This window comes from Brachybacterium vulturis, assembly GCF_002407185.1.
In the GTDB taxonomy this organism is placed as follows: domain Bacteria; phylum Actinomycetota; class Actinomycetes; order Actinomycetales; family Dermabacteraceae; genus Brachybacterium; species Brachybacterium vulturis.
Genome location: NZ_CP023563.1, coordinates 3,044,437 through 3,069,282, shown reverse-complemented (window position 1 = coordinate 3,069,282; position 24,846 = coordinate 3,044,437). Strand labels below are relative to the sequence as shown.

General features: G+C 71.9%; 21 protein-coding genes. 11 read left to right on the top strand and 10 right to left on the bottom strand.

What is annotated here, in order from left to right; translation table 11 throughout:
• Positions 1 to 6 precede the first annotated feature (6 nt).
• Positions 7 to 972, bottom strand: coding sequence for a phosphotransferase (locus CFK38_RS13795; RefSeq protein ID WP_096803584.1), 966 nt, complete (start codon positions 970 to 972; stop codon positions 7 to 9).
• Positions 973 to 1,020: 48 nt separating this feature from the next.
• Between CFK38_RS13795 and nudC the strand changes: the two genes are divergently transcribed.
• The 3 genes from nudC (at position 1,021) to CFK38_RS13780 (ending at position 4,797) form a co-directional block, all read left to right on the top strand.
• Positions 1,021 to 1,938: an NAD(+) diphosphatase gene (gene nudC, locus CFK38_RS13790; RefSeq protein WP_096803583.1), complete on the top strand. Its 918-nt coding sequence runs from the start codon at positions 1,021 to 1,023 to the stop codon at positions 1,936 to 1,938.
• A 97-nt stretch (positions 1,939 to 2,035) separates the two neighbouring features.
• Positions 2,036 to 4,183, top strand: a complete 2,148-nt coding sequence (locus CFK38_RS13785; RefSeq protein ID WP_096803582.1) for an ATP-dependent DNA helicase UvrD2 — start codon at positions 2,036 to 2,038, stop codon at positions 4,181 to 4,183.
• 320 nt (positions 4,184 to 4,503) lie between these two features.
• Positions 4,504 to 4,797 carry a WhiB family transcriptional regulator gene (locus CFK38_RS13780; protein WP_096803581.1) on the top strand — a complete coding sequence of 98 codons (294 nt, stop codon included), beginning with the start codon at positions 4,504 to 4,506 and terminating at the stop codon, positions 4,795 to 4,797.
• Positions 4,798 to 4,918: 121 nt separating this feature from the next.
• Here the strand turns inward: CFK38_RS13780 and CFK38_RS17310 are convergent, their stop codons facing one another.
• Positions 4,919 to 5,077, bottom strand: a complete 159-nt coding sequence (locus CFK38_RS17310; protein WP_010551122.1) for a DUF5679 domain-containing protein — start codon at positions 5,075 to 5,077, stop codon at positions 4,919 to 4,921.
• Between the two features lie 537 nt (positions 5,078 to 5,614).
• Between CFK38_RS17310 and CFK38_RS13770 the strand changes: the two genes are divergently transcribed.
• Complete coding sequence (locus CFK38_RS13770; RefSeq protein WP_096803580.1) at positions 5,615 to 6,268, top strand: M48 metallopeptidase family protein; 654 nt, start codon at positions 5,615 to 5,617, stop codon at positions 6,266 to 6,268.
• On the opposite strand, the gene CFK38_RS13765 is transcribed toward CFK38_RS13770, so the two are convergent.
• Both CFK38_RS13765 and CFK38_RS13760 read right to left on the bottom strand, forming a co-directional pair.
• Complete coding sequence (locus CFK38_RS13765; protein ID WP_096803579.1) at positions 6,244 to 6,879, bottom strand: NUDIX hydrolase; 636 nt, start codon at positions 6,877 to 6,879, stop codon at positions 6,244 to 6,246. The genes CFK38_RS13770 and CFK38_RS13765 overlap by 25 nt on opposite strands.
• On the bottom strand, positions 6,869 to 8,419 hold the full coding sequence (locus CFK38_RS13760) for a zinc-dependent metalloprotease (protein WP_245851077.1): 1,551 nt from the start codon (positions 8,417 to 8,419) through the stop codon (positions 6,869 to 6,871). Before CFK38_RS13760 ends, CFK38_RS13765 begins: the two co-directional genes overlap by 11 nt.
• A gap of 80 nt (positions 8,420 to 8,499) precedes the next feature.
• Between CFK38_RS13760 and CFK38_RS13755 the strand changes: the two genes are divergently transcribed.
• From CFK38_RS13755 to ettA, 3 genes are all read left to right on the top strand, one after another.
• Positions 8,500 to 9,633, top strand: a complete 1,134-nt coding sequence (locus CFK38_RS13755) for a YlbL family protein (RefSeq protein ID WP_245851076.1) — start codon at positions 8,500 to 8,502, stop codon at positions 9,631 to 9,633.
• Positions 9,630 to 10,322, top strand: coding sequence for an HAD family hydrolase (locus tag CFK38_RS13750; protein WP_096803577.1), 693 nt, complete (start codon positions 9,630 to 9,632; stop codon positions 10,320 to 10,322). The genes CFK38_RS13755 and CFK38_RS13750 overlap by 4 nt, the downstream gene beginning before the upstream one ends.
• 171 nt (positions 10,323 to 10,493) lie before the next feature.
• The gene (gene ettA / locus CFK38_RS13745) at positions 10,494 to 12,176 is read left to right on the top strand and encodes an energy-dependent translational throttle protein EttA (RefSeq protein WP_096803576.1); all 1,683 of its coding nucleotides are present in this window, start codon (positions 10,494 to 10,496) and stop codon (positions 12,174 to 12,176) included.
• 107 nt (positions 12,177 to 12,283) lie between these two features.
• Here ettA and CFK38_RS13740 read toward each other — a convergent pair whose 3' ends face one another.
• Positions 12,284 to 13,801, bottom strand: a complete 1,518-nt coding sequence (locus CFK38_RS13740; RefSeq protein WP_096803575.1) for a hypothetical protein — start codon at positions 13,799 to 13,801, stop codon at positions 12,284 to 12,286.
• Positions 13,802 to 14,098: 297 nt separating this feature from the next.
• On the opposite strand from CFK38_RS13740, the gene glgP reads away from it, so the two are divergent.
• The 3 genes from glgP to CFK38_RS13725 all read left to right on the top strand — a co-directional run bounded on the left by glgP (position 14,099) and on the right by CFK38_RS13725 (position 18,474).
• Entirely contained in the window at positions 14,099 to 16,663 is a 2,565-nt protein-coding gene (gene glgP / locus CFK38_RS13735; RefSeq protein WP_096803574.1) for an alpha-glucan family phosphorylase, read from the top strand.
• A 55-nt stretch (positions 16,664 to 16,718) separates the two neighbouring features.
• Positions 16,719 to 18,038: an extracellular solute-binding protein gene (locus tag CFK38_RS13730; RefSeq protein ID WP_245851075.1), complete on the top strand. Its 1,320-nt coding sequence runs from the start codon at positions 16,719 to 16,721 to the stop codon at positions 18,036 to 18,038.
• Positions 18,039 to 18,132: 94 nt separating this feature from the next.
• Positions 18,133 to 18,474 carry a TfoX/Sxy family protein gene (locus CFK38_RS13725; RefSeq protein WP_096803573.1) on the top strand — a complete coding sequence of 114 codons (342 nt, stop codon included), beginning with the start codon at positions 18,133 to 18,135 and terminating at the stop codon, positions 18,472 to 18,474.
• A gap of 2 nt (positions 18,475 to 18,476) precedes the next feature.
• On the opposite strand, the gene CFK38_RS13720 is transcribed toward CFK38_RS13725, so the two are convergent.
• A complete protein-coding gene (locus CFK38_RS13720; protein ID WP_096803572.1) occupies positions 18,477 to 19,412 on the bottom strand; it encodes an acyl-CoA thioesterase in 936 nt (311 codons plus the stop codon).
• 40 nt (positions 19,413 to 19,452) lie between these two features.
• On the opposite strand from CFK38_RS13720, the gene CFK38_RS13715 reads away from it, so the two are divergent.
• Positions 19,453 to 19,974, top strand: a complete 522-nt coding sequence (locus CFK38_RS13715; protein WP_096803571.1) for an acyl-CoA thioesterase — start codon at positions 19,453 to 19,455, stop codon at positions 19,972 to 19,974.
• A 12-nt stretch (positions 19,975 to 19,986) separates the two neighbouring features.
• Here the strand turns inward: CFK38_RS13715 and CFK38_RS13710 are convergent, their stop codons facing one another.
• The 4 genes from CFK38_RS13710 to CFK38_RS13695 all read right to left on the bottom strand — a co-directional run bounded on the left by CFK38_RS13710 (position 19,987) and on the right by CFK38_RS13695 (position 24,791).
• Positions 19,987 to 20,436, bottom strand: a complete 450-nt coding sequence (locus CFK38_RS13710) for a globin (protein ID WP_096803570.1) — start codon at positions 20,434 to 20,436, stop codon at positions 19,987 to 19,989.
• A gap of 40 nt (positions 20,437 to 20,476) precedes the next feature.
• A complete protein-coding gene (locus tag CFK38_RS13705) occupies positions 20,477 to 21,427 on the bottom strand; it encodes a mechanosensitive ion channel family protein (protein WP_096803569.1) in 951 nt (316 codons plus the stop codon).
• A gap of 92 nt (positions 21,428 to 21,519) precedes the next feature.
• A complete protein-coding gene (pepN, locus tag CFK38_RS13700; RefSeq protein WP_096803568.1) occupies positions 21,520 to 24,069 on the bottom strand; it encodes an aminopeptidase N in 2,550 nt (849 codons plus the stop codon).
• A 68-nt stretch (positions 24,070 to 24,137) separates the two neighbouring features.
• On the bottom strand, positions 24,138 to 24,791 hold the full coding sequence (locus CFK38_RS13695) for a ribonuclease FAU-1 family protein (RefSeq protein WP_096803567.1): 654 nt from the start codon (positions 24,789 to 24,791) through the stop codon (positions 24,138 to 24,140).
• Positions 24,792 to 24,846 lie beyond the last annotated feature (55 nt).

The window sequence follows — 24,846 nt, the reverse complement described above, 5'->3', positions numbered from 1 at the left end:
CGTCGCTCAGACCGACCCGTCCTCCCGCGCGCGCATCTCCTCGTAGGCCCGCTCGGCCTCCTCCCGCGCGAGCTGCGCGAGATCGGCATCGAGGTCGGCGATCATGCCGCGGGCGTCGGCGACGATCTCCTCATCGCCCACCTCCAGACCGTGGGCGAGCCATTCCGCGACGGCGAACTCGCCGAGGGCCTGTGCCCGCTCCACCAGCCGCGGATGCGTCGGGGTGGGCAGCTCCTCGCGGTAGGCGGCGTAGAGCTCGTCGAACCGCTCCGGGGCCAGCGAGGAGATCAGCCAGGCGAGGTCGGAGGCGGCGTCGGCGACCTTGGAGGAGGACCAGTCGCGGATCGCACTGACCTGTTCGTCGGCCGTGAACAGGCTCTCCTCGGAGAGGTCCCCGTGCACGAACTGCGGGGTGACCTCCCACAGCTCCTGGTCCTCGAGCAGCGCCTGCCAGCGCTGGGAGACCGCGGCGGGCAGGTGCCCGGCAGCGGTGACGGTGTCGATCCGGGCGCGATGGGCGGCCAGCATCGCCTCCGGGGTGAAGGTCTCCACCCCGGCCGCCTCGGCGGCGTAGCGCGGCACGGTGTGGATCCGGGCCAGCTTCTGGCCCAGGGACCCGGCGAGCACCGGACTGCCGGCGAGATCATCGAGCATCAGCGGGCGACCGACGGGGGCCTCCGTGACCGCGCAGCGCCCGCCCTCGGAGAGCTTCACGAAGCCGAGCACCGGAGGGATCACGCTGCGCAGCGAGGTGCCGGTGAGCGTGTCGGCGACCTTCAGGTCCCGCTCCAGACGGACCCCGGCGGCGGTCGAGCCGGGGGAGAGGACCATCACGCGTCGGCCGTCCTCGCCCACGATGCCGGCGACGTCGAGATCCTCGGCGGGGGTGGCGATCGGCATGGTCCGTGCCGGGACCAGCCCGGGGACCGCCGCCGCCGCAAGAGCAGCCAGGGAATAGGAGTTGCGATGCACGCGACCACCGTACCCGGCCAGGGTGCCTGCTCCACGTAGGCTCAGAGCATGGCGAAGCTCCGTGGTCCCCATCTCAGCACCCCCCTCACCCTCCTCGGCTCCGACCGGGACGCGCTGCAGCGCAGCGACCCGGGAGCGGTCGCCCCCGGTGAGGACGCCCGCTACCTGGTCACCCGGGCCGGGGCGGTCACCCTGCGCGAGGACGACGACGGCACCCTCCATGCCGTCCTGGCGGAGGCGGATCCCCGCGACGGCGCCCTGCAGCCGCTGGTGCTGCTGGGCCGGCGTGACGGATTCCGCGTGCTCGCCGCCGAGATCGCCGAGCCCAGCCCCGAGCTGGACGCCCCGGGTCGTGATCTGCGCGACCTCCGGCGCGTCGCCGATCAGCTGGCCGACAGCGACGCGGACCTCGCGGCCGCCGCCGTGGCGATGGGTGCCTGGCATCGTTCGATGCGCCACTGCCCGCAGTGCGGCAGCGCGCTGGAGCCGGAGATGGCCGGTTGGGTGCTGCGCTGCCGCGAGGACGGCACCGAGCAGTTCCCCCGCACCGATCCCGCCGTGATCATGGCGGTGCGCGACGGGCAGGACCGCCTCCTGCTGGCCCGCAACGCCCACTTCCCCAGCGGCTTCCACTCGGTGCTGGCAGGTTTCGTCGAGCCGGGCGAGAGCCTCGAGAACGCGGTGGCCCGCGAGGTCGCCGAGGAGGTCGGGATCACGGTCGAGGAGGTCGAGTACGTGGGCAGCCAGCCCTGGCCCTTCCCCCGCTCGCTGATGCTCGGCTACCGGGCCTGGGCGCCGGACGCCGGCGAGCTCGCGCTGCAGGAGGAGGAGATCGCCGAAGCCCGCTGGTTCAGCCGCGAGGAGCTCGCCGCCGCCCTGGAGGCGGGGGAGATCGCACTGCCCGGCACGGCCTCGATGGGCCGCGCGCTGATCGACGACTGGTTCGGCCGCTCCGCGCAGCGGTGAGCTCAGGTCTCGGCGGATGCTCGACGGGGTGGGGTGGGGCACCCGCCGTCCACAGCGGCCCGCAGGATGTCGCACCGTCCTGGCAGGATGATCGGTGATGACCGACCACGCCGCCCCCACCGACCGCGCCGCCGGCGGCGCCGACAGCAGTGCGCCGGCGCCCACCGACGCGGAGTCCCTGCTCACCGCGCTCGATCCCGAGCAGCGGGAGGTGGCCCGCAGCTTCGGCGCCCCCATGTGCGTGCTCGCCGGTGCCGGCACCGGCAAGACCCGCGCCATCACCCACCGCATCGCCTACGGCGTCGCGACCGGCCAGCTGAACCCCCGCCACGTGCTGGCGGTGACCTTCACCGCGAAAGCCGCGGCCGAGATGCGCTCCCGGCTGCGTGACCTCGGTGTGCCCGCGGTCCAGGCGCGCACCTTCCACTCCGCCGCCCTGCGCCAGCTGCGCCACTTCTGGCCGCGCGTGGTGGGCGGTCCGATGCCCGAGCTGCTGACGAACAAGTTCGCGGGCATCGGGGAGGCCTGTCAGCGGCTGCACCTGAGCGTCGACCGTGCGGCGCTGCGCGACATCGTCTCCGAGGTCGAATGGTCACGGGTCTCGATGCTCACCCCGGAGTCCTACCCGGAGGCCGCCCAGCAGGCCCGCCGGCCGGGCGTCGCGGGCTTCGACGCCCGCTCCATCTCCCGCATCCTCACCCAGTACGAGGAGGTGAAGAAGGAGCGCGGGGTGATCGACTTCGAGGACGTCCTGCTGCACATGGTCGGCTTCCTCACCGAGCGCGGCGATGTCGCCCGGGAGGTGCGAGAGCAGTACAAGCACTTCGTGGTCGACGAGTACCAGGACGTCTCCGCCCTCCAGCACGCCCTGCTGCGGCTCTGGCTGGGCACCTCCGACGATCTCTGCGTGGTCGGGGACGCCGCCCAGACGATCTACACCTTCGCCGGTGCCCGAGCCTCGTATCTGCTCGACTTCCGCTCCGAGTTCAAGCGCGCGCACGTCATCCGGCTCGAGCGGAACTACCGCTCCACCCCGGAGATCGTGCGGATGGCCAACACCGTGCTGGACGGGGCGCAGGGCCGCACCCGCGAGACCCGCCTGACCCTGGCCTCCCAGCGCGAGCCGGGCCCGCCGCCGCTGGTCGAGTCCTTCCCCGACGACTCCGCCGAGGCCGACGGCATCGCCGAGCGGATCGTCCACCTGATGACCGAGGGGCGCAGCGCCTCCGAGGCCGCGATCCTGTTCCGCACCAACAGCCAGTCCGAGGCCTTCGAGCAGGCGCTGACCTCCCGCGGCATCGGCTACCTGGTGCGCGGCGGCGACCGCTTCTTCGAACGCCAGGAGGTGCGCCGGGCCATGGTCTCCCTCCGCGCCGCGTCCCGGGTCGAGCAGCTCGATCCGGCCCGCGCGGTGCGCGACATCCTCTCCCAGCAGGGGTGGACGCCGACGGCCCCGGAGACCACCGGTGCCGTCCGCGACCGCTGGGACTCGCTGAACGCCCTCGTCGGCCTCACCGACACCATCACCGCCCGGCCGGGCACCACCATGACCGAGGTGGTGCGCGAGCTGGAGGAACGGGCGGAGTCGCAGGCCGCCCCGGTCGTCGACGGGGTCACCCTCGCCTCCGTGCACGCCGCCAAGGGCCTGGAATGGCCGGTGGTGTTCGTGGTCGGCGCCAGCGACGGCCTGCTGCCGATCTCGATGGCGAAGACCCCGGCCGAGGTCGAGGAGGAGCGTCGTCTGCTCTACGTCGCCCTCACCCGGGCCCGGGATCTGCTCACGGTGAGCTGGTCGGCCGCCCGCACCCCCGGGGCCCGCGGTTCGCGCAGGGCCTCCCGCTTCCTCGACGGGGTCCTCGCCCATCCCGAGTCCCCGCGGACCTCGCCGGGTGCGGGACCGCGCCGCACCGGTCGCCGCTCCGCCACCGTCTATGCGGAGTGCCGGGTGTGCGGGCAGGGCCTGGTCGCGCCGCGGGAGCAGCGGCTGGGCCGCCATGAGGGCTGCCCGTCGACCGCCGGGCAGGGGGTGCACGCCACGCTGCGCGCCTGGCGGCGCGAGCAGGCACGGCTGCGCGGGACCCCGCCCTACGCGATCCTCACCGATGCCGCGCTGACCGCGGTCGCCGAGCGTGCCCCGCGCAGCGAGCAGGAGCTGCTCGAGGTGCCGGGGATCGGCCCCGGCAAGGTCGCGAGCTTCGGCACGGAGCTGCTCGAGCTGCTCGCGACGGACGCCGAGAAATCCTGAAACCGCAGGTCAAAAAATAGTTTCGCCTTCCCGTGAACGGGTGTAGAGTCACACTCGTCAATCGTCCGCAGTCGTGGCCCGGGACACCGGGACGCGCGCTTTTGAAAGGGGGTGGCCTCAGTGATCGATATCCGGAATCTCGCAGGAGCAGGCCTGCGCCCCCTCGGCGCGCCCTCCCTCCTGTCGCGCGAACGGGGCCATGCCCCCGCGGTGCTCAGCCTGAGCTGACGAGGTCCTCCCTCGCTTCGGGTGCGGCACCGCTGCCGCGCCCCCGCCCCTCGGGCGGGTCCATCCTGACGGACCTCCGAAGCAGCGAGACGATGACTTCTCTTCTGACCACTTTCCCGAACCCCGCGGACACCTCCGCGACGATGCTCCCGTGCCATGACGCGGACGCCGCCGACCTCTTCTTCTCCGAGCGCCCCGCGGACCTCGAACGGGCCAAGTCCCTGTGCGCCGGCTGCCCTCTCATCGAGGAGTGCCGTCAGGGCGCCCTCGAGAGGGCCGAGCCCTGGGGTGTGTGGGGAGGCGCGATCTTCGAGAACGGCCGCATCATCGCCGTCAAGCGCGGCCGCGGCCGGCCCCGGAAGAACCGGGACCAGGAGGTCGCATGACCCGGGTCGAGCTCCGGCTCACCCGGTCCCTGCCCATCGCGAACATCGACGAGGGCCCCGGACCGCACGGTCCGGGGCCCTCGTCGATGCTGCACGAGGCAGCACATCGCTCAGCGGTGCGTCAGGCCTTGCCGAGGATCCGGTTCAGCTTGGTGCCGCACTCCGGGCACACAGCCTTGGCCATGCGGCGGCCGTTGGAGACGACGACGTTGCCTTCGGCCTCCCGCTTCTCACGGCACTTGACGCAGTAGAACTCTCCGGCATAGGTCTCGTCGGCCATATCCGCTCCTCGTTGCTTGTCGGTGATGTGCATTCCCGGATGCGCGGCGATGGCTGCGACGCCGGGACCGATCCACTGTAACGGCGCGGGAACTCGCTGCACGAATCGGGACGGTCGGATGTGGCCCGATCGGGGCGACCCGCCGCGCGCTTCGGGGGCAAGGGGCTCTGCGAGGAGCCGAGGAAGTGCGCGCGACGAGCCGACATCGGGGGCCCCGTGGACGGCATCAGGCCTCGAAGGGCCGTGGAACCCCGGGGGCGCTCAGCACCACGCGCACCTTCCCCGTGTGCGTCCTGCTAGTTATCCCGGGATCCCACGTGGAGGGAAACTTAGCCCCTGCGGTCACGACAGGTCAAAGTGCGTCAGGGGACCGGCTGTGGACAACAGGTCTCCTCCTGTGGACAGTGTGTCGATGAGCGTGTGCACAGTGTGGAGGAACAGATGATCTCGCCGGTCACGACGTTCTGACCGGCCATATCCCGATGCACAGATGTGGATGAATATTTTTCGTCGGCAGCACGTGCGAGGCTGTGACCCATGAACGATCTGGTCCTCCACGAGCACGTCGCCGGTCCTCGCGGTGAACGGGTGCTGGTGCGCCGCAGCGCCCGCCGTCGCCGCACCGTCTCGATCTCCCGTCGGGACGGCGATCTGCTGATCGCGATCCCTGCGACCTTCAGCGCGCGGCAGGAGCGGCAGTGGGTGACCAAGATGGTCGATCAGCTGGTCAGCAAGGAGGCCCGTCGGGCACCGGCGCGGCGCAGCGACGACGCCCTGCTGCGGATGGCGCGAGAGGTCAGCGAGCTCCACCTCGGCGGGCGGGCACATCCCTCCTCGGTGACCTGGTCCTCACGGCAGAATCAGCGCTGGGGCTCCTGCACCCCCACCGACGGCACCATCCGGCTCTCGCATCAGCTCCAGGGCATGCCGGACTACGTGGTGCGCTCGGTGATGATGCACGAGCTCGTCCACCTGCTGGTGCCGGGACATGGACCGGAGTTCAGGGCCCTGATGGCGAACTATCCGCTGGCGGAGAAGGCACAGGGCTTCCTCGACGGCGTCTCCTGGTCGAAGAACCTGCCGGGCAGCGGCCCCGAGGCCGATGACGGGGTCGACGACGGGGCCGACGACGGGGCCGCTGGGGCGGCCGCGGGCACGTCGCCGGCTCAGTCGGCCCGGCGCGCCAGGTAGAGCGCCAGCCCTTCGAGGGTCCCGGCCAGATCCGGCACCGTCCCGTCGGGCAGCGCGGTCTCGCGCTCGGGACCGAGCCCGTGCAGGGGCCACGGCACCCATCGCACCGCGGGCGACTCCTCGCTCATCGTGAGCGGCAGTTCGGCGGCCGGTGCCGGGGCGCGCAGCAGGTACTGCACGTCCCAGTGCTCCCAGCAGGCGCCGAAGGCCGCCTCGAGGGCGTGCCGGTGCAGCATCGCCGGTCCGTCGCCGATCCGCTGCAGACCGCCGAGCCCGATCTCCTCGGCGACCTCCCGGCGAGCGGCCTGCTCGAAGCTGGTCTCGCCCTCCTCGAGGTGGCCTCCGGGCTGCACCCAGAAGCGACCCTTGCGATGCCACAGGAGCGCCACGTGATCCCCGGGACGGTCGATCACGATCGCGCTCGCGGTGAGATGCCGCGGACCGCCGTCGCGGTGCATCAGCCGGGGATCGCCGGCCAGCAGCTCCTGGAACTCCTGGGCGACCGCCGGCCCCGAGACCGCCGCCTCGGCGCGCACCAGCTCGGCGAGCGCCGCCTCCGGGACCGCAGGGCCCCTGGCCGAGGGGCCCCGGCCGTCGGGCTCAGCGCTCATCGTCCCCGTCGGTGGAGGTGCCGCGTCCCTCGTCCCCGTCACCGCGGTCGTCGTCGAAGCGGTGCAGTCCGCCCTGCTCGTCCTCGCGCGGCGCGCGCTCCTGCCCGTCGCCGGACAGCAGCTTCTCCAGCTCGGCATCGAAGTCCTCGGGCAGGGCGACATCCGCCAGCCCATCGACCTCGTCCTCGGAGGCCCGGGGCTGCGGGGCCTGCGGACGGCCCGAGAGGACCTCCGGGGTGGGCAGCAGGTCCGGGTGGTCCCACTTCGCCTCGCGGCCGGCCTCGCCCTCGGTGTCCCGCACGCTCTCCCACCAGGAGAGCGCCTCCCGCACGCGCCGCGGTCGCAGCTCGATGCCGACGGTCTTCGAGAGCATCTCCTCGGCGGGCCCGCCGGAGGCGCGGCGCCGCCGCAGCACCTCGCGCATCGCCTCGAGATCGGGCAGCTTCCCGTCCAGCGCCTCGGTGGTGACGTGATCCACCCATGCCTCGACCAGGGCGAGGGTGGTGGCCAGCTCCTCGAGCGCACGCTCCTGCGAGGCGCGCCGGGTGAACACGAACATCTCCTCCGGGCGGCGGGCCTGCATCGCCTCCGGGTCCGACAGGTCCAGGTCGCGCACCATCTCGTCGAGCGCATCGAGGTCCAGGGTGATGCCGCGGGAGTAGTCCTCGATCGCGGAGAACAGCGCCTTGCCGAGCCAGGGGGTGGAGGCGAACAGCGCGGCATGAGCGATCTCGCGCGCTGCCAGGAAGATGCGGGCGGCGCCCGGGTCCAGGGAGTGCGCGGAGATCAGGTCCTCGACGTTGGCGGCGACCAGCGCCGGTTCCCCGTCGCGACCCAGCGGCAGGCCGAGGTCCGTGGTGCCCGCCGCCTCCCGGGCGAGGGAGCCGATGGCGTGTCCGAACTGGACCCCGAACATCGTCCCCCCGATGCGCTCCATCATGGCCGCCGGATCCCCGCCGGGCATCGGCATCCCGGCTCCGCCGAGCTCGCCCATCTGGCCCAGCTGGGCCGCGATCGCCTCGCCGATGGCGCCGGCCATGTACTTCGCGACCGGTTCGACGATCGGCTTCCAGCGCGGCAGCGTGCGGTGCAGCCAGGTCCCGCGGCTGTACACGCCCAGCTCGGTCGAGGGCACGTCGACCGAGATCACGGGGTCCAGCCACAACCGCGCCACCTGCGCGGCCTGGCGCAGCTCGGTGATCGTCGAGTCCGTCGGGCCCGGGTCGCCCGGGGTGCCGCTCGGGTCGGGCGCGCCGGGGATCCCGGCCTGGCCGGCCGCGGTCCGCCGCGCGATGTCCTCGGCCATGTCCCAGTTCACCGGGCTCTCGCCCTGGGCGGCGAACATGTTCTGCATCTGCGCGGCGGCCGCCCGCAGCTGGGCGGGATCCTGCGGCAGGTTCGCCTGCTGCGCGAGCGCCGACAGGTCCAGCCCGTCCAGGGCCCCCTCGGGGAGGGCGTCCCCGAAGGTCTCCTTCAGGAAGCGCTTCAGCGCCTCTTCGTCCATGTCACCGGGTTCACCCGGGATCGGGGCATCACTCATGGCCACCTCCAGCAGTCCGTGGGACCGCCAGCCTACCGATCCCTCCTGGGGGTCAGCGGCGAGTGGGGCACAATGTCGGGGTGATCGATGCCCCCGCCCGTCCCGCCCGCGCCCGACGAGCTCGAGCGCTCCTCGCCCGTTCGATCGATGATGCGCAGCTCGCCCGGCCGGTGACGGCACTGCTCTCCCTGGTGGTGCTGTGCGTGATGATCCTGGGCGGATCGCTGCTGCCGGTGCCCTATGTCATCGAGCGGCCGGGCCCGGCGATCGACGTGCTCGGCGAGTACGAGGACGAGGAGATCCTGGTCATCGACGGTGCCGAGACCCACCCGACCGAGGGGGCGCTGATGATGACCACCGTCTCCGTGGACGGCGGGCCCGGGTTCCGCGTCACCCCCGTGGAGGTCGTCGCCGCCTGGTTCGACCGCTCCAAGACGGTGCTGCCGAAGGAGGTGGTCTTCCCCGAGGGTCGCACCCGTGAGCAGACCACCCTGGCCAACACCGCGGCGATGAGCTCCTCCCAGCAGGGAGCCGTCGCCGTCGCCCTGGACGAGCTGGGCATCGAGTACCGGGATGTGGTGATGATCGCGGGAGTCCTGACCGACGGCGCGGCCGAGGGCACCCTCGAGGGCGGCGACGTGATCGTCTCGGTCGGCGGCGAGAGCGCCGGCGGGGTCGACGGGTACCAGCGGCTGATCGAAGCCGTCCCGGACGGGGAGCCGATCCCGATGACCGTACGGCGCGACGGCGAGGAGCTCGCGCTCCAGGTCCCCACGGCGCCGGTCGACGGCGCTCCCCGGATGGGCGTGATCCTCGCCCCGGGCCACGAGTTCCCGATGGACGTCGAGATCTCGGTGGGGGACATCGGCGGCCCCAGCGCCGGGATGATCTTCTCCCTCTCCGTCTACGACGAGCTGACCCCCGGGGCGCTGACCGGGGGCCACGACATCGCGGGCACCGGCACCATCGCCGCCGACGGCGCCGTCGGCCCCATCGGCGGCATCCGGCAGAAGATGGTCGGCGCGTCCGAGACCGGCGCCGAGTTCTTCCTGGCCCCCAGCAAGAACTGCGACGAGGCCGTGGGCCACGTGCCCGACGAGCTGGACGTGGTCGCGGTCTCCACCTTCGAGGACGCGCTGACCGCCACCGAGACCATCGCCGACACCGGCAGCACCGAAGGCCTTCCCACCTGTGAGGACGTGACCACCCGATGAGCAAGAAGAACCGTCGCCGCACACCCCCGAGGCCCACCGTGGTCTTCGACTTCGGGGGAGTGCTGAGCGCCGGCCACGACCCGGTGCCGGACGTCCACGAGCTCCTCGGCGGCGATGCCGAGGTGCTGGGCGAGGCCCTGTGGACCCAGCGCGACGCCTACGACCGCGGCGCGGTCAGCGCGGCCGAGTACTGGAGCGCGGTCGCCGCCGCCGTCGGCATCGAGCAGCTCTCCGCGGACGAGATCACCGAGCTGCAGGCCGCGGACGACCGCTATTTCCTGCGCCTGGACCCGGCAGCGCGCTCGCTGATCCATGACCTCGCCCGCAACCAGGTGCGCCTGGCACTGCTGTCCAATGCCTCCGAGGCCTTCGGCGAGTCGGTGCGCCGCGCCGACTGGTTCGAGGCCTTCACTCTCGCCGTCATCTCCGGCGAGGAGCGGACCGTCAAGCCGGGCCGGGAGCTCTTCGAGGTGCTGCTAGACGTCCTGGCGCACGAGACCGGGGGAGTGTCGATCCCCTCCGCGATCATCTTCTTCGACGACCGCCAGGAGAACGTCGACGCCGCGAGGGCGCTCGGCATCGACGCCCACCTGTGGCCGCGCAACGGCGAGGAGCACCCCGAGGGCACGGAGCACGGCGCGGCGACGGCACGCCGCGTCCTCGCCGGACGCGGCATCTCCCTGGACTGATCCGAGCCCGCACGGCCCGGAGGGTCGTCCCCGTCATGTTCCGGGCTCCGCGGCGCCGGGACGCGCAGGGATGCGGGTAGAGTCGGACGTCGTGACGTATCCCGTGCGGCACCGCTCTGCGGCGCGCCGGTGAGAATCCGCAGAACCCCCACTCCCGAACAGGAACACGAGTTGGCTGAATTCATCTTTTCCATGCACAAGGCCCGGAAGGCCGTGGGCGACAAGGTCATCCTCGATGACGTGTCCATGAGCTTCTACCCGGGGGCGAAGATCGGCATGGTCGGCCCCAACGGCGCCGGCAAGTCGACGATCCTCAAGATCATGGCGGGGCTGGACCATCCCTCCAACGGCGAGGCCCGCCTCAGCCCCGGCTACAGCGTCGGCATCCTGCTGCAGGAGCCGCCGCTGGACGAGTCCAAGACCGTCCTGGAGAACGTCCAGGAGGGCATGGGCGCGCTCTTCCAGAAGGTCCAGCGCTTCAACGCCATCGGCGAGGAGATGGCCGAGCCCGATGCGGACTTCGACGCGCTGATGACGGAGATGGGCTCGCTCCAGACCGACATCGATGCCGCGAACGGCTGGGACCTGGACTCCCAGCTCGAGCAGGCGATGGACGCCCTGCGCTGCCCGCCCGGCGACGAGCCCGTCACCCACCTCTCCGGTGGTGAGCGTCGCCGCGTGGCGCTGTGCAGGCTGCTGCTCCAGAAGCCCGACCTGCTGCTGCTGGACGAGCCCACCAACCACCTCGACGCCGAGAGCGTGCTCTGGCTCGAGCAGCACCTGCAGCAGTACGAGGGCGCCGTCATCGCCGTCACCCACGACCGGTACTTCCTGGACCACGTCGCCCAGTGGATCGCCGAGGTCGACCGCGGCCAGCTCTACCCCTACGAGGGCAACTACTCCACCTACCTGGAGAAGAAGGAGGAGCGGCTCAACGTCCAGGGCAAGAAGGACCAGAAGCTCGCCAAGCGCCTCAAGGAGGAGCTGGAGTGGGTCCGCTCGAGCGCCAAGGGCCGTCAGGCGAAGTCCAAGTCCCGTCTGGCCCGCTACGAGGAGATGGCCGCGGAGGCCGAGCGCACCCGCAAGCTCGACTTCGAGGAGATCACCATCCCGCCCGGTCCGCGGCTGGGCAACCAGGTCATCGACGCCAAGGACATCACCAAGGGCTTCGGCGAGCGGGTGCTCATCGACGGGCTCTCCTTCTCCCTGCCGCCCAACGGCATCGTCGGCGTCATCGGTCCCAACGGCGTCGGCAAGACCACGCTGTTCAAGACCATCGTCGGCCTGGAGCCGCTGGACGAGGGGGAGCTGAAGATCGGCCAGAGCGTGAAGCTCAGCTACGTCGACCAGAACCGCGAGAACATCGATCCGGACAAGAACCTCTGGGAGGTCGTCTCCGACGGCCTGGACTTTATCCAGGTCGGCAAGGTCGAGATCCCCTCGCGCGCCTACGTCTCCCAGTTCGGCTTCAAGGGCCCGGACCAGCAGAAGAAGGCCGGGATCCTCTCCGGTGGTGAGCGCAACCGCCTGAACCTGGCGCTGACCCTCAAGCAGGGCGGCAATGTGCTGCTGCTCGATGAGCCCACGAACGACCTGGACGTGCAGACCCTCGGCTCGCTCGAGAACGCCCTGCTGGAGTTCCCGGGCTGCGCCGTGGTCGTCTCCCACGACCGCTGGTTCCTGGACCGCGTGGCCACCCACATCCTGGCCTTCGAGGGCACCGCGGAGAACCCGGCGAACTGGTACTGGTTCGAGGGCAACTTCGAGGCCTACCAGGCCAACAAGGTCGAGCGTCTCGGCGAGGAGGCCGCGCGCCCGCATCGCGTGACCTACCGTCGCCTCACCCGCGACTGACGGCGACCCCGCGGCCGGCCGCCGGTCATCGGAGACGACGGACCCCTGCTCACCGGGCGTGAGCAGGGGTCCGTCGTCGTCCGGGGCCGTCTGGTCCCGGAGCCTGCTCAGACCGGTGCGGGATCGCCCGCCTGCGGGTCCAGGCTCGCGACCAGCTTGGCGGAGGGGGAGCCGGACTCGTTGCCCGGGGCCATCTCCCGGGTCACGAAGAGGCGCTGGTCGGTCGTGGTCGAGGTGAACTCGATGGTCCCGTCCTCCCCGAGCTCGAGCACGCCCAGGCTGCGCTGGACACCGTCGGTCTCGCCCCACAGCTCGAGGACCTCGCCCTGCCGGCCCGCGACCCCCTCGGCGCGCAGCGCGAGGCCGTCCTCGGTGAGGACCGCCTGCCAGGTGCCGTTGTCGCTGATCCCCGTGATGAGCTGAGCCCCGGGGGTCAGGGCGCGATCGGCCCAGGTCGCGGTGAAGGCCTCGGAGGCCTCGAGCTGACGGTGGCTCTCCAGCAGCAGTGCCCCCAGCACGAGCGCGGCGATCAGGGCTGCGGCGGCGAGCGATCGGGAGATCCACGGGAGGCCCCGGGCCCGCCGCTGCTCCCGCCGTCGGCTGCGCCGGGAGCGCTCCTTCTCATCGGTGGAGCGGAAGGCGAAGGCCGGGGCGGTCGCAGCCGGCTGCGAGCCCTGCGGCGGTGCGGCCGCAGAACCGGGGGTGGGCGGTGAGCCGGCGGACGGCTCTGCGGCGCTGCCGTGCAGCCCTCCCGCCACCGGTGGGGGGCCGACGACGCGGCGCTGGGTGTCGGTGCCGAGCACCGGGGTGGAGTAGGTGCCGCGGTAGGCCGCTTCGGCGTCCGCCGGAGTCGACGTCGCGGAGGTGCCGAATCCCTCGAGCACGGCGAGGCGCAGGTCCCTCGACGGGGGCACCGCGGTGAGCAGGGCGAGACGGGCGGCGGCCTCGATCGCACGGCGGTGGATGCCGGCCGTCTCCGGGGACCGCGTCAGCTCACGCAGGCGCAGCCGTTCGCCCGCGTCCGCCAGGGCCAGCGCGTCCAGCGAGCTCAGCCCCCGGGTCTCGGCATCGCCAGGGCCGCCGAAGGGCACCAGCGCATCGAGCACCCGGGAGAGGGTCACAGCCGGCTGCTGTCGCGCGGTGCCCATGAAGGGGAACCGCCCCTGAGCAGCGGATTCGACCAGGGCGCGCTGCGCCGGCGGAAGCTCCAGCAGCACCCGCAGCACGTCGACCTCCCGCCGGTCGCTGGTGCGATCGGTGGCCGGGCCCGGACCGGCCAGCGAGCGGACGTCGCCGGTGGGGCGGGTGGCCACGGCGGCACGTCGGGCGCGATCCAGCACCGCGGCCTCCCCGGGCAGTCCGCTGGTGGCGAGGTGCCCGGCATCCCGCAGGCAGGAGCGGAGCACGCTCACGGCGAGCTTCTCCGCACGGGCGGCGGAGCCGGTGACATGGACGGCCAGCCCGTGGATGCGCGGGCCCAGCACGTCGACCAGGGCCGCGGCGGCCCGCTGATCCCCGGCCGCGGTGCGTCGCAGCAGGGTCCGGACCGGGTCGAGTCGTTCCCCGAGATCGACCGTGTCCTCCCAGATGGCCGGCATCTCGTCGGTGCGTGCGTCGCTCCCCATCGGGCGCCTCCGTGCGTTCTGTGCTCAGTGCGGGGCACCGCCCCCCGCGGTGCCGCACCATTGTCGCAGGCAGTGCACCCGGGCGCGGAGGCCCGGGGGACGGAGCGCGGCAGCGGGCGGGCACCAGCCTCCAGAAAGTTCTTGCAAGTTCTGACGGACCCTGAGCTGCCCGTGGCGCCCAGCATCACAGCGAACTCCCATCACCGCTGGTGAATCGGGAACATGAGGAGTGTGACCTGGAGTCTGCGTGGCGCAAGTTCGCCGCAAGTTCGCGCGCCGGTCGGGTACCTTGGGGCCATGAAGCCGCTCTCCACGATCACGGTCTCCTCCGACCTCCCGGATGTCCTCGCGCCGCTGCGCGAGCTGGCGCTGAACCTGCGCTGGACCTGGCGTCGACAGACCGTCGATCTGTTCCGCTCCCTCGACCCCCGCGCCTTCGTGGCCAGCGGCGAGAACCCCATCGCCATGCTCTCGCTGGTGCCCGCCGGCCGTCTGGCCGAGGCCTCCCGCGACGAGGCCTTCCTCACGCGGATGCGCTCCGAGGTCGGCGACCTGCGCACCTACCTCGACTCCGGCCGCTGGTTCCAGCGGACCGTCCCGGGGGCGCAGGGCGGCGGTGACGGCACCTCGGTCGCCTACTTCTCCATGGAGTTCGGGATCACCCCCACCCTGCCGATCTATTCGGGAGGACTCGGCATCCTCGCCGGCGACCACCTGAAGTCCGCCTCGGACCTCGGCGTGCCGCTGGTCGCCGTCGGCCTGCTCTACCAGTGGGGCTACTTCTCCCAGTCGCTGGACCGCAGCGGCTGGCAGCAGGAGGAGTACCGGCTCAACGATCCCTCGCAGCTGCCCGTCGAGCCCGTCCGCGGCGCCGACGGCGAGCAGCTCACGGTCGCGGTCACGCTGCCCGGGGCGCGCGAGGTCGCGATCGCCGTGTGGACGGCGCAGGTGGGCCGGGTCCCGCTGCTGCTGCTGGACACCAACGTCGAGGTCAACGACGAGCAGGACCGGCAGATCACCGACCGGCTCTACGGCGGCGATCACGAGCATCGCATCCTCCAGGAGATCGTGCTGGGCATCGGCGGCGTCCGCGCCGTCGAGGCGTACAGCGCGCTGGGGGGCGCCCCGGCGCCGTCGGTGTTCCATCTCAACGAGGGCCACGCCGGCTTCTCCGGCCTGGAGCGGGTGGGACGGAGGATGCAGGCCGGCACCGGCTTCTCCGAGGCCGTGGCCGAGGTCCGGGCGGGCACCGTGTTCACCACCCACACCCCGGTGCCCGCCGGCATCGACCGCTTCGACGCCGCGCAGCTGCGCGGCCACCTCGACGCCGACGGATCGGGTCTGTCCCGCCTGATCCCCTCCCTGCCCGTCGAGGCGGCGCTCGCCCTCGGCATCGAGGAGGGCGGGGACGTGTTCAACATGGCCCAGCTCGGCTTCCGCATCGCGCAGCGCTCCAACGGTGTGGCCAAGCTCCACGGTGCGGTCTCCCGCGCGATGTTCCAGGACCTCTACCCGGGCTTCGACGTGCCCGAGGTGCCGATCGGCTCGGTCACCAACGGCGTCCACCGCCGCACCTGGACCTCCGACCATATGGACGATCTGTACACGAAGGCCCTGGGCGACGTCGACATCTCCTCGCTCAGCGACTGGAGCGCCCTGTCGACCCTCACCGATCATGAGCTCACCGAGACCCGCGATGCGCTGCGCGCGGAGCTGGTGACGATGGCGCGCCGTCACGTCAGGGACTCGTGGCTGCGTCGCGGCGCCGTCGAGGCCGAGCTCGCCTGGACCGACCACATCCTCGACCCGCATGCCCTGACCATCGGCTTCGCCCGACGGGTCTCGACCTACAAGCGGCTGACCCTGATGCTCTCGGATCCCGAGCGCCTCCAGCGGATCCTGCTCGACCAGACGCGTCCGGTGCAGATCGTGGTGGCGGGCAAGTCGCACCCCGCGGACCGCCCCGGCAAGGAGTTCCTCCAGCAGCTGGTGCAGTTCGCCGACGACCACGGGGTCCGCCATCGCATCGTCTTCCTGCCCGACTACGACATCCGCATGGCCTCCGTGCTGATCGCCGGCTCGGACGTCTGGCTGAACAACCCGGTCCGTCCGGAGGAGGCCTCCGGCACCTCCGGGATGAAGGCCGTCCTCAACGGCGGCCTCACCTTCTCCGTCTCCGACGGCTGGTGGGACGAGCTGAAGGACGATGACGCGGGGTGGACCATCCCCACCGCGGACGTCGAGGACCAGGTCCATCGCGATGCGGTCGAGGCGGAGGCCCTCTACGAGATCCTCGAGCAGTCGATCGTGCCGCTGTTCTACGAGCGCGATGCCCGCGGCATGCAGCGCGGCTGGATGACGAAGGTCCGCTCCTCGCTGGTGACGGTGGCGCCGCAGATCACCGCGGCCCGCATGGTCCGCGACTACGTCACGGACCTGTACCTGCCTGCCGCCAGGGCGGCCTCCGCCTTCACCGCGGACCCCGCGCGGGCCGGCGAGTTCACCGCCTGGAGGGCCGAGGTCCAGGACGCCTGGTCGGCCGTGTCCATCCAGCACGTCAGCCTCGAGGGCGCCCGGGGCGCCGCAGCCTCCACCGGCGACGAGCTCACCCTGGTCGCCGACGTCGAGCTGGGCCGGCTGCGCGACACGGACGTGCTGATCGAGGCGGTCCTCGGTGAGATCGGTGCCGGGGATGAGATCATCGAGCCTCAGCTGATCCCGCTGCAGCGCGGGGAGGACGGCCGCTGGGCCGCCCGCTTCGCGCTCGCCGCTCCCGGCGAGGTGGGCTTCACCGTGCGGATCACCCCGCAGCACCCGGTGCTGGCCTCCCGCGCCGAGCTCGGGCTGGTGGTCACCGCCTGAGCGGCGCCTCTGTCCGAGAGGCTCCGCAGCGCCCCGTTCGAAAGGACTCGACCCCGTGCCGACCCGTCGCCAGCTCCTGCTCTCCACCGCTGCGATGTCCCTGGCGGGGGTCGGGGCCCTCTCGGGCTGCGCGGACGACGCGCCCGTCGAGCTCGAGGACGGGGAGGCGCTGCGGATGCGGGTGTGGAGCGAGTCCGCGGCGACCGCCTACGAGGACTCCCTCGCCGCATTCACCGCGTCCACCGGCATCGAGGTGGCACTCGAGGTGCTGGGCTGGGCGGACTACTGGACCCAGCTCCCGCTGGACGTGGCCTCCGGTGAGCTGCCCGATGTGCTCTGGATGAACACCGCCAATCTCGCCCAGGCGCACGGCAGCGGGGCGCTGCTGGAGATCGGCGAGATCGTGGGCGACGGTGCCGCGGACTGGGAGAGCGCGGCGACGGACCTCTACCGGCTCGACAAGGGCCTGTGGGGGGTGCCGCAGCTGTGGGAGCAGAGCATCCTGGTGGCCCACGAGGGTCTCGTCGCCGCGGTCGAGGGTGATGCCTCGGCACTGACCTTCGATGCCGGAGCCGCCTCGGATCCGCTGCGGGAGCTCTCCCGCGCCCTCACCGTCGACGGCGAGGGACGCAGGCCCGGGGAGGCGGACTTCGACCCGGCCGCCCGCAAGACCTTCGGGTTCAGCGCCCATCCTGATCGCACTGCGGTGCTCGGCCCGTTCATCGCCGCGCAGGGCGGCAGCTGGCAGGACGAGGACGGCACCCCCATCTTCGCCTCCGACGAGGGCATCACGGCCGTGCAGTACCTGGCCGATCTCGCCTCGTCCCACCTGGCCCCGGCCGGGAAGGACACCGTCGCCGACCCGACGCTGTGCCGGACGCTGTTCCTGCAGGGCAAGCTCGGACTGCTGCAGACGGGGACCTACGATCTGCACGCCCTCGCCCAGGAGATCGACGACGCCTTCACCTGGGGGATCCATCCGGTGGTCGCGGGACCCGAGGGGGCGCGTCCGCTGGTGCACTCGATCGCCGCTCTCGGCGTCGACCCGGGGGACGAGGACCGGGAGGCGGCGATCGGCGAGCTGCTGCGCTGGCTCGGCGGCGTGGAGGGCCAGCGTCCGCTGGCCGAGAACCGGCTGGGGATCCCCGCCCACCGGGACCTGCGCGGGGCGTGGGAGAAGAGCTGGGACGCCGCCGGCGTGGACGTCTCGGTGATCGAGGTCCCCGAGGCCGTCGCCCTGCCCGAGATCGGGGACCGCTCGGCGATCGCGACCGGCACGGCGATGCCGATCATCGCCGAGGTCTTCCTCGGGGAGACCGACGCCGCCGAGGCCCTGCCCCGCGCGCAGCAGGCCGCGCGGGAGGCCATGGGCTGAGTGCCGGGGTGCGGCGGCGAGGGGGCGTGACAGCCCTGCTCCGATCGGGAAGACTCGGGTGCACGACCGTCCGAGCACTGAGGGAGGACCCGCCATGCCCGCAGCATCCCACCCCGCCCAGGAGGCCCTCCTGGCCCGGATCCGCTCCCTGCTCCCGCCCGGCAGGCCCGTCCGGGAGGTGGCGATGTTCGGCGGCCGGGCGGTGATGCTCGAGGAGGCGATGCTGGTCTCCGCCGGACGCGACGGCTCGCTGCTGGTGCGGATCGACCCGGCACGGCACGCCGAGCTGCTGACCCGGGACGGTGCCCGCCAGGCCGTGATGGGCACCGAGCGGACGATGGGGGAGGGCTGGCTCGAGGTGGAGCCCCGGGTGCTGGCCGAGGACGTCCAGCTGGGCCGCTGGCTGCAGGACGCGCTCGAGCACCACGATCGCTGAGCTCAGCCCTTCTGCCGCGTCCTGATCATGCCCTCCTGGGTGACCGTCGCGACCAGGTCGCCGCTGCGGTCGAACACCTGACCGTGGGTGAGCCCGCGCCCGCCCGAGGCGGACGGGGAGCGCTGCACGTACAGCAGCCATTCGTTGGCGCTGACGTGCTGGTGCCACCAGATCGCGTGGTTGATCGTGGCCATCTTCAGCCCGGGTGTCATCCAGCTCAGGCCCTGGCGGCGCAGGATCGGCTCGAAGGGCGTGTAGTCGCTGGCGAAGGCCAGGATCGCATCGTGCAGCAGCGGCTCGGCCTCGACGGGGGCGAGGGTGCGCATCCACACCATCTGCGCATCTGCGGTGTCGGAGGCGGGATCGGGCCGCAGGTAGATCGGATCGGTGACGTGCCGGATGTCGATGGGGCGCTGGGTGGCCCAGTACCGGGCCACCGGATGGTCGATCCCGGCGAGCGCCTCGGCCGTGGTGGGCAGCCCCTCGGGGTCCGGTGCCTCCGGTGCCCGTTCCTGGTGCTCCAGGCCGTCCTGGCTCTCCTGGAAGGAGGCGGTCATCGCGAGGATCGTGCGCTCCTCCTCATCGGCCTCCTTCCCGGGCTGGGTGGCCAGCACGCGCCGCACCGAGAAGGAGCCGCCGTCCCGCAGTGCATCGACCTGGAAGCGGATCGGATGCGCGGGGTCGCCCGGAGCGAGGAAGTAGGAGTACATCGAGTGGATCCGGCGCTCCGCGGACACCGTGCGCCCCACGGCGGTCACCGCCTGGCCCATCACCTGGCCGCCGAAGACGTGCCCGCCGGGATGCGGTGAGGAATCGCCCTGGTAGGCGGCGACGGTGGCGGGAGTGGAGAACTCTCCGGACGGCGCGACCTCGCGCAGGTCCAGCAGGTCCACCAGACCGGCGGCGATCTCCGAGGGGTCGGTGCGGGGGAACGTCATGGGCCCGATCGTACTGGTCGTGCGGCTTACGATGAGCACCATGTCGTCCCATAACGCTGCCGATGCTCCCGATCTCACGCCCGGACCGTTGGACATCCCGATCCCGGTCCGCTGGACGGATCTGGACGCCTACGGCCATGTGAACAACGCCGCCATGGTGCGTCTGCTCGAGGAGGCGCGCATCGCCGCCTTCTGGCAGCCGCCCGCCGAGCAGGTCGCGCTCGGGGCCCCGCGGCCCCCGGCGGCGCTGCCGATCAGCGGTGCCGGCGATGCTCTCAGCACCGTCATCGCCTCGCAGCGGGTCGAGTACGCCCGCTCCCTCGGCCACCGCCGCGACGGCGTGCTGGTGCGGCTGTGGCTCTCCCGGATCGGCGGGGCGAGCCTGAGCGTCGACTACCTGGTGCTCACGCGCGATGATCCCGAGGCCGCCGCGCCCTACGCCCGCGCCCGCACCGTGGTGGTGATGGTCGACGCGGCCTCCGGGGCACCGGTGCGGCTGGAGCAGGAGACCCGACGGATGCTCGAGCGGTTCTCCGGGGAGCCCCTGCGCTTCCGCGACTGAGGCGGGGGAGCCTCAGCTCAGCCTGCCCGGCACGTCCTGCCCGGCGGCCGGGGCCCGGCCGCCGTCGACGGTGTTGAGCAGCGAGTGCGCGGCCCGCTCGAGGTAGTCCCACAGCGTCTGCTCGTGCAGGGGCGCCAGCTCCAGGGTGTCCAGCGCGGTGCGCATGTGGCGCAGCCACGCATCCCGCGCCGAGGGGGAGACCGGGAACACGGCATGGCGCATCCGCAGTCGCGGGTGGCCCCGCTCCGCGCCGTACGTCTTCGGGCCGCCCCAGTACTGCTCGAGGAAGGTGCACAGGCGGTGCTTCGCGCCGGTGAGGTCCTCCTCGGGATACATCGGGCGCAGCTCGGGATCCTCGGCGACGCCCTCGTAGAAGCGGTCCACGAGCCGCGCGAAGGTCTCGTGGCCGCCGACGGCCTCATAGAAGCTGATCCGTGCGGGCTGCGGGGTGGAGCTGGTCATGTGCACGATCCTCCCATGACGGGGGCGGGGAGCGGGGAGATCAGGAGCGCACGGTCTCGACGAAGCGGGGCAGGGCGAAGGCGATGTCGGAGGCGGCGAAGCCGGCGCGGATGCGGGCACGCAGCTCGCGCTCCACGCCCCACTGCTGCCCGGGAGCGGTCTGGATCGTGACCCGGCGCTGGTAGCGGTTGCCGTCCACGTCCAGGATGCCCGTGAGGGCTGCGGGGGCGAGCACGGTGTCGCTCCACTCGGGATCCTCGAAGATCTCGGCGGAGACCTTCTCCACCACCTGGGTGACCTGCTCGTCGTCGGCCTCCGCGTCGATGTCGAGGATCACCACGGCGGTCGAGAAGCCGCGGGCGTAGTTGCCCACGCGGATGATCTCGCCGTTGCGCACGGTCCACAGCACCCCGTCGATGCCGCGCACCTGGGTGGCGCGCAGGTTGATCGACTCGACGGTGCCCTCGGCGTACTCGAGGTCGACCCAGTCGCCCACGGCGACGATGTCCTCGAAGAGCATGACCACACCCGCGACCACGTCCTTGATGATGGTCTGCGCACCGATGCCGGCCGCCAGGCCGACCACGCCGAGGCTCGCGATGACCGGTGCGATGTTCACGCCGATCTCGGAGAGGATCATCATCGTGGCGATCGCCCAGATCATCACGTGCGCGATGTTCCGCGCGACGTTCGACAGCGTGCTCGCGCGCTGTTCACGGCGGGCCTGGGCGGCCCGCTGCGACTTCGGGTCCCGGCGGATGACGGTGCCGGTCACGGTCGAGATCTTCGCCCCGGACTGCACCATGGTCCGGAAGAACCGGCGCAGGAACCAGCCGACGGCGAGGCTCAGCAGCGTGGCGGCCAGCATGATGATCACGATCTTGATGCCGCTGCTGAGCAGCCATCGCATCAGCTGGTCCATCAGGCTCAGCGCGTCGTCGGCGGTGGGGGCGGCCAGCAGCGGGCCGAGGTCCTGGGGGTCGTCCAACATGCCCTCGACGATAGTGCCCGACGATGCTGATGTCTGGGTCCGTCCTGGGCGAGGTGGGTCACCGTCCCGCCTCGCCCCCGAGGGCGTTCACCTCACTGGACGTCCGCGGCGCGGACCTTCTCCTGCCGGGCCACCGTGTCCCGGCCCTCGATGATGATGCGGCGCAGGCCGAAGGGCGCCTCCTCGGCGTCCGCCAACCAGGCGTCGGCGGCGTCGAGCACGCCCTGCCCGCCGTAGGAGTGCGGGAAGTAGCCGCTGACGAGACGGGTCGCGATCTCGTTCGAGCGCTCCGCCCACACCGCCCGGATCACGTCGAAGTAGCGCTGGCGGTAGGGGGCCAGCAGCGTCTCGTCGGTGACCCGGCGGAAGCCCTGGATCACGGCGGTGACCGATTCGTTGGCCAGGGTGTCCTTCTCGACCGTGCGACGCCACGCCTTGGCCTTGGAGACCTCGGTGGGCAGTGCGGCCCGGGCGGTCAGGGCGTGCTTCCGGCCCGACTGGGTGTCGTCCGCGGCGAGCTGCTCGTCGATCCCGGCGGCATCGATCCCGCCGAGGACCGCCAGCGAGATCACCAGCTTCCAGCGCAGGTCCGTGTCGATGTCCCGGCCGGGCAGGGCGATCGTGCCGCCCAGCAGCCCCTCCAGGGTGTGGCGGTGCTCCTCGGAGCGGGCCAGTCGGGCGAAGGACTCCACGTACTGCAGCTGCTCGTCGGAGCCGTCCGCGGCCGCCCGGGTGAGCTCCCAGACGGCGGTGGCCGCACTCTCGGTGCGCCGCTCCCGCTGGTCGACCGCGGCGTAGGCGCCCGCCACCGTCTCCAGCTGCTGCAGCAGGGTGCGCACCACCGAGGAGGAGTCCTCCCCGGTGAGGTTCGCGAGCACCAGCTGCTGGTAGCGGCGGCTGGGCAGCTCCCCGTCGCGCACCATGTCCCAGGCGGCGGACCACAGCAGGGTGCGGGCCAGGGAGTCGTCGAGGTCGCGCAGGTGCTCCATCGCCACCGCCAGGGACTGCGGATCCAGGCGGACCTTCGCGTAGGCGAGGTCGCCGTCGTTGAGCAGCCAGAGGTCCGCGCGCTTCCCGGTCAGCTCCGGGACCTCGGTGAGCTCGCCGTCGACGTCCAGCTCGACGGTCTCGGTGCGCACCAGGGCATCGCCGCGCAGCGAGAACCCGCCCACCTGCAGACGGTGCGGGCGCAGGGTCCGGTGCTCCTCGGGGGCGCTCTGGGAGATCGCGAACCGGGTCACGGTGCCCTCGCCGTCGCGCTCGATCACCGGGCGCAGGGTGTTCACCCCGGCCCGCTGCAGCCAGAGATCGGCCCAGCGGGAGAGGTCGCGGCCGCTGGTGGCCTCGAGCTCCACCAGCAGGTCGGTGAGCTCGGTGTTCCCCCAGGCGTGCTTGGCGAAGTAGGCGCGCACTCCGGCGAAGAACTCCTCGCGCCCCACATAGGCGACCAGTTGGCGCAGCACGGAGGCGCCCTTGGCGTAGGTGATGCCGTCGAAGTTGGTCTCGACCGCCTCGAAGTCGACCATGTCGGCCACCACGGGGTGGGTCGAGGGCAGCTGGTCCTGCTGGTAGGCCCAGCCCTTCTCGGACAGCGCGAAGGTGGTCCAGGAATCGCTCCAGCGGGTGGCCTCGGCGCTCGCGAGCGTGGAGGCGTACTCGGCGAAGGACTCGTTCAGCCACAGATCGTCCCACCAGCGCATGGTGACCAGGTCCCCGAACCACATGTGGGCCAGCTCGTGGAGGATCGTCAGGTCGCGGCGCTCGCGCACCGCATCGGAGACCTCGGAGCGGAACACATACGCTTCGACGTACGTGATCGCCCCGGGATTCTCCATCGCGCCCATGTTGTACTCCGGGACGAACACCTGGTCGTACTTGCGGAACGGGAAGTCCCGGTCGAAGGCCGCTTCGTAGAAGTCGATGCCGGCCGCGGTCACGTCGATGACGTTCTGCGCATCCACGTGCTCGGCGAGGGAGGCGCGGGCGAAGACGCCCATCGGGATCGTGCGCCCGTCGCGGGTGGTGATCTCCCCGGTGCCGCCCTGGTAGTTCCCGGCGATCAGCGCGACCAGGTAGGTGGAGATCCGCTCGGTGGGATCGAAGGCCCAGGTGGCGACGCCGTCCCCGACGGGGCTCGGCTCCGGGGTGGGGGCGTTGGAGATGACGCGCCAGTGGGCCGGGGCGGTGACGGTCAGGGCGAAGGCGCCCTTGAGGTCGGGCTGCTCGAAGCAGGCGAACATGCGCCGGGCGTCGGAGACCTCGAACTGGGAGTAGAGGTAGACCTCGTCGTCGACCGGGTCGACGAAGCGGTGCAGCCCCTCACCGGTGTTCATGTACCGGCCGGTGGCCAGGATCCGCACGGCGTTCTCGCCCTCGGCGAGGGAGGGCAGCTGCACCCGGGCGCCGTCGAAGCGGGAGGCCGGATCGGACAGCAGCTCGCCGTTGAGCTCGATCTCCTCGACGGACGCCGCGATGAGGTCCACGAAGGTGGGTCGGGCGGCGGTGGAGGAGAAGCGGATCGTGGTCTCGGTGAGGAACGTCCGCTCATCGGTGGTCAGATCCAGGCGGATGTCGTAGGAGTCGGTGCTGAGGAACGAGGCGCGGCTGCGGGCCTCGTCGCGAGTGAGGTTCTCGGATGACATGGGCTCCATCCTGCCACCCGACGGCGGTGGAGAAGACCCTTGTGCCCCGCTGTCCGGTCAGCGCGCGCTCAGCGCCTGGTGAGGTCGAGATCCCAGGAGTAGTGCTCGGGGAGCCGGGGGAGCGGCCAGGAGGGATCCGGGAAGAAGTACTCGTAGCCGGCGGAGAAGGGGTACCGCCAGTCGGCGATGTGCTGCTCCGCCTCCCGGCCCGCGGCCCGGATCCCGTCGATCTCCTCGGCGGAGAAGTACTCGGTGCGCTCGGCGCCCTCGAGCTCGTCCTCGTCCTTGTAGTGCCAGTCGCGACGCGGCAGCACCACCAGGTCCAGGACGAGATCGCGGGTGCACACCCCCTCCTCGGTCCGTTCGTACGGGGTCTCGAGGTTCACGTAGTAGCAGCCCAGGGTGCCGTCGTCCTTGAAGAACAGCCAGATCGAATAGGGAGTCTCCGGCAGGCCGATCATCAGGATGCCGTTGCCGGTCCACAGCTGCTTGGACTGCACGCGCGGGGCGGTGAACATGCCCTCGTCGCCGGCGCGGCGCAGCGCCGCACCGGTCTCCAGGACGGGCAGCAGCACCTCGGTGCCGGGCGCGATCCAGACCACCACTCCGCGGTCGTCGTCCAGCACGACGGTGCCGGGGCGGACGGTGCGGGTGGGGTGCTGAGGGGTGTAGTAGGTCCAGGTCACCTGGTCGCCGGGCGACCAGCGCGGGGTGGAAGACATGGTGGGGTCCCGGCCGGATCGGCCTCCACGGACGCCCCGTGCCGACCGGCCACCG

Bases quoted from the DNA above. Each gene is read 5' to 3' on its own strand.
- nudC (WP_096803583.1), top strand. From the start codon at position 1,021: ATGGCGAAGCTCCGTGGTCCCCATCTCAGCACCCCCCTCACCCTCCTC.
- CFK38_RS13785 (WP_096803582.1), top strand. From the start codon at position 2,036: ATGACCGACCACGCCGCCCCCACCGACCGCGCCGCCGGCGGCGCCGAC.
- CFK38_RS13780 (WP_096803581.1), top strand. From the start codon at position 4,504: ATGACTTCTCTTCTGACCACTTTCCCGAACCCCGCGGACACCTCCGCG.
- CFK38_RS17310 (WP_010551122.1), bottom strand. From the start codon at position 5,077: ATGGCCGACGAGACCTATGCCGGAGAGTTCTACTGCGTCAAGTGCCGT.
- CFK38_RS13770 (WP_096803580.1), top strand. From the start codon at position 5,615: ATGAACGATCTGGTCCTCCACGAGCACGTCGCCGGTCCTCGCGGTGAA.
- CFK38_RS13765 (WP_096803579.1), bottom strand. From the start codon at position 6,879: ATGAGCGCTGAGCCCGACGGCCGGGGCCCCTCGGCCAGGGGCCCTGCG.
- CFK38_RS13760 (WP_245851077.1), bottom strand. From the start codon at position 8,419: ATGAGTGATGCCCCGATCCCGGGTGAACCCGGTGACATGGACGAAGAG.
- CFK38_RS13750 (WP_096803577.1), top strand. From the start codon at position 9,630: ATGAGCAAGAAGAACCGTCGCCGCACACCCCCGAGGCCCACCGTGGTC.
- CFK38_RS13740 (WP_096803575.1), bottom strand. From the start codon at position 13,801: ATGGGGAGCGACGCACGCACCGACGAGATGCCGGCCATCTGGGAGGAC.
- glgP (WP_096803574.1), top strand. From the start codon at position 14,099: ATGAAGCCGCTCTCCACGATCACGGTCTCCTCCGACCTCCCGGATGTC.
- CFK38_RS13725 (WP_096803573.1), top strand. From the start codon at position 18,133: ATGCCCGCAGCATCCCACCCCGCCCAGGAGGCCCTCCTGGCCCGGATC.
- CFK38_RS13720 (WP_096803572.1), bottom strand. From the start codon at position 19,412: ATGACGTTCCCCCGCACCGACCCCTCGGAGATCGCCGCCGGTCTGGTG.
- CFK38_RS13715 (WP_096803571.1), top strand. From the start codon at position 19,453: ATGTCGTCCCATAACGCTGCCGATGCTCCCGATCTCACGCCCGGACCG.
- CFK38_RS13710 (WP_096803570.1), bottom strand. From the start codon at position 20,436: ATGACCAGCTCCACCCCGCAGCCCGCACGGATCAGCTTCTATGAGGCC.
- CFK38_RS13705 (WP_096803569.1), bottom strand. From the start codon at position 21,427: ATGTTGGACGACCCCCAGGACCTCGGCCCGCTGCTGGCCGCCCCCACC.
- pepN (WP_096803568.1), bottom strand. From the start codon at position 24,069: ATGTCATCCGAGAACCTCACTCGCGACGAGGCCCGCAGCCGCGCCTCG.
- CFK38_RS13695 (WP_096803567.1), bottom strand. From the start codon at position 24,791: ATGTCTTCCACCCCGCGCTGGTCGCCCGGCGACCAGGTGACCTGGACC.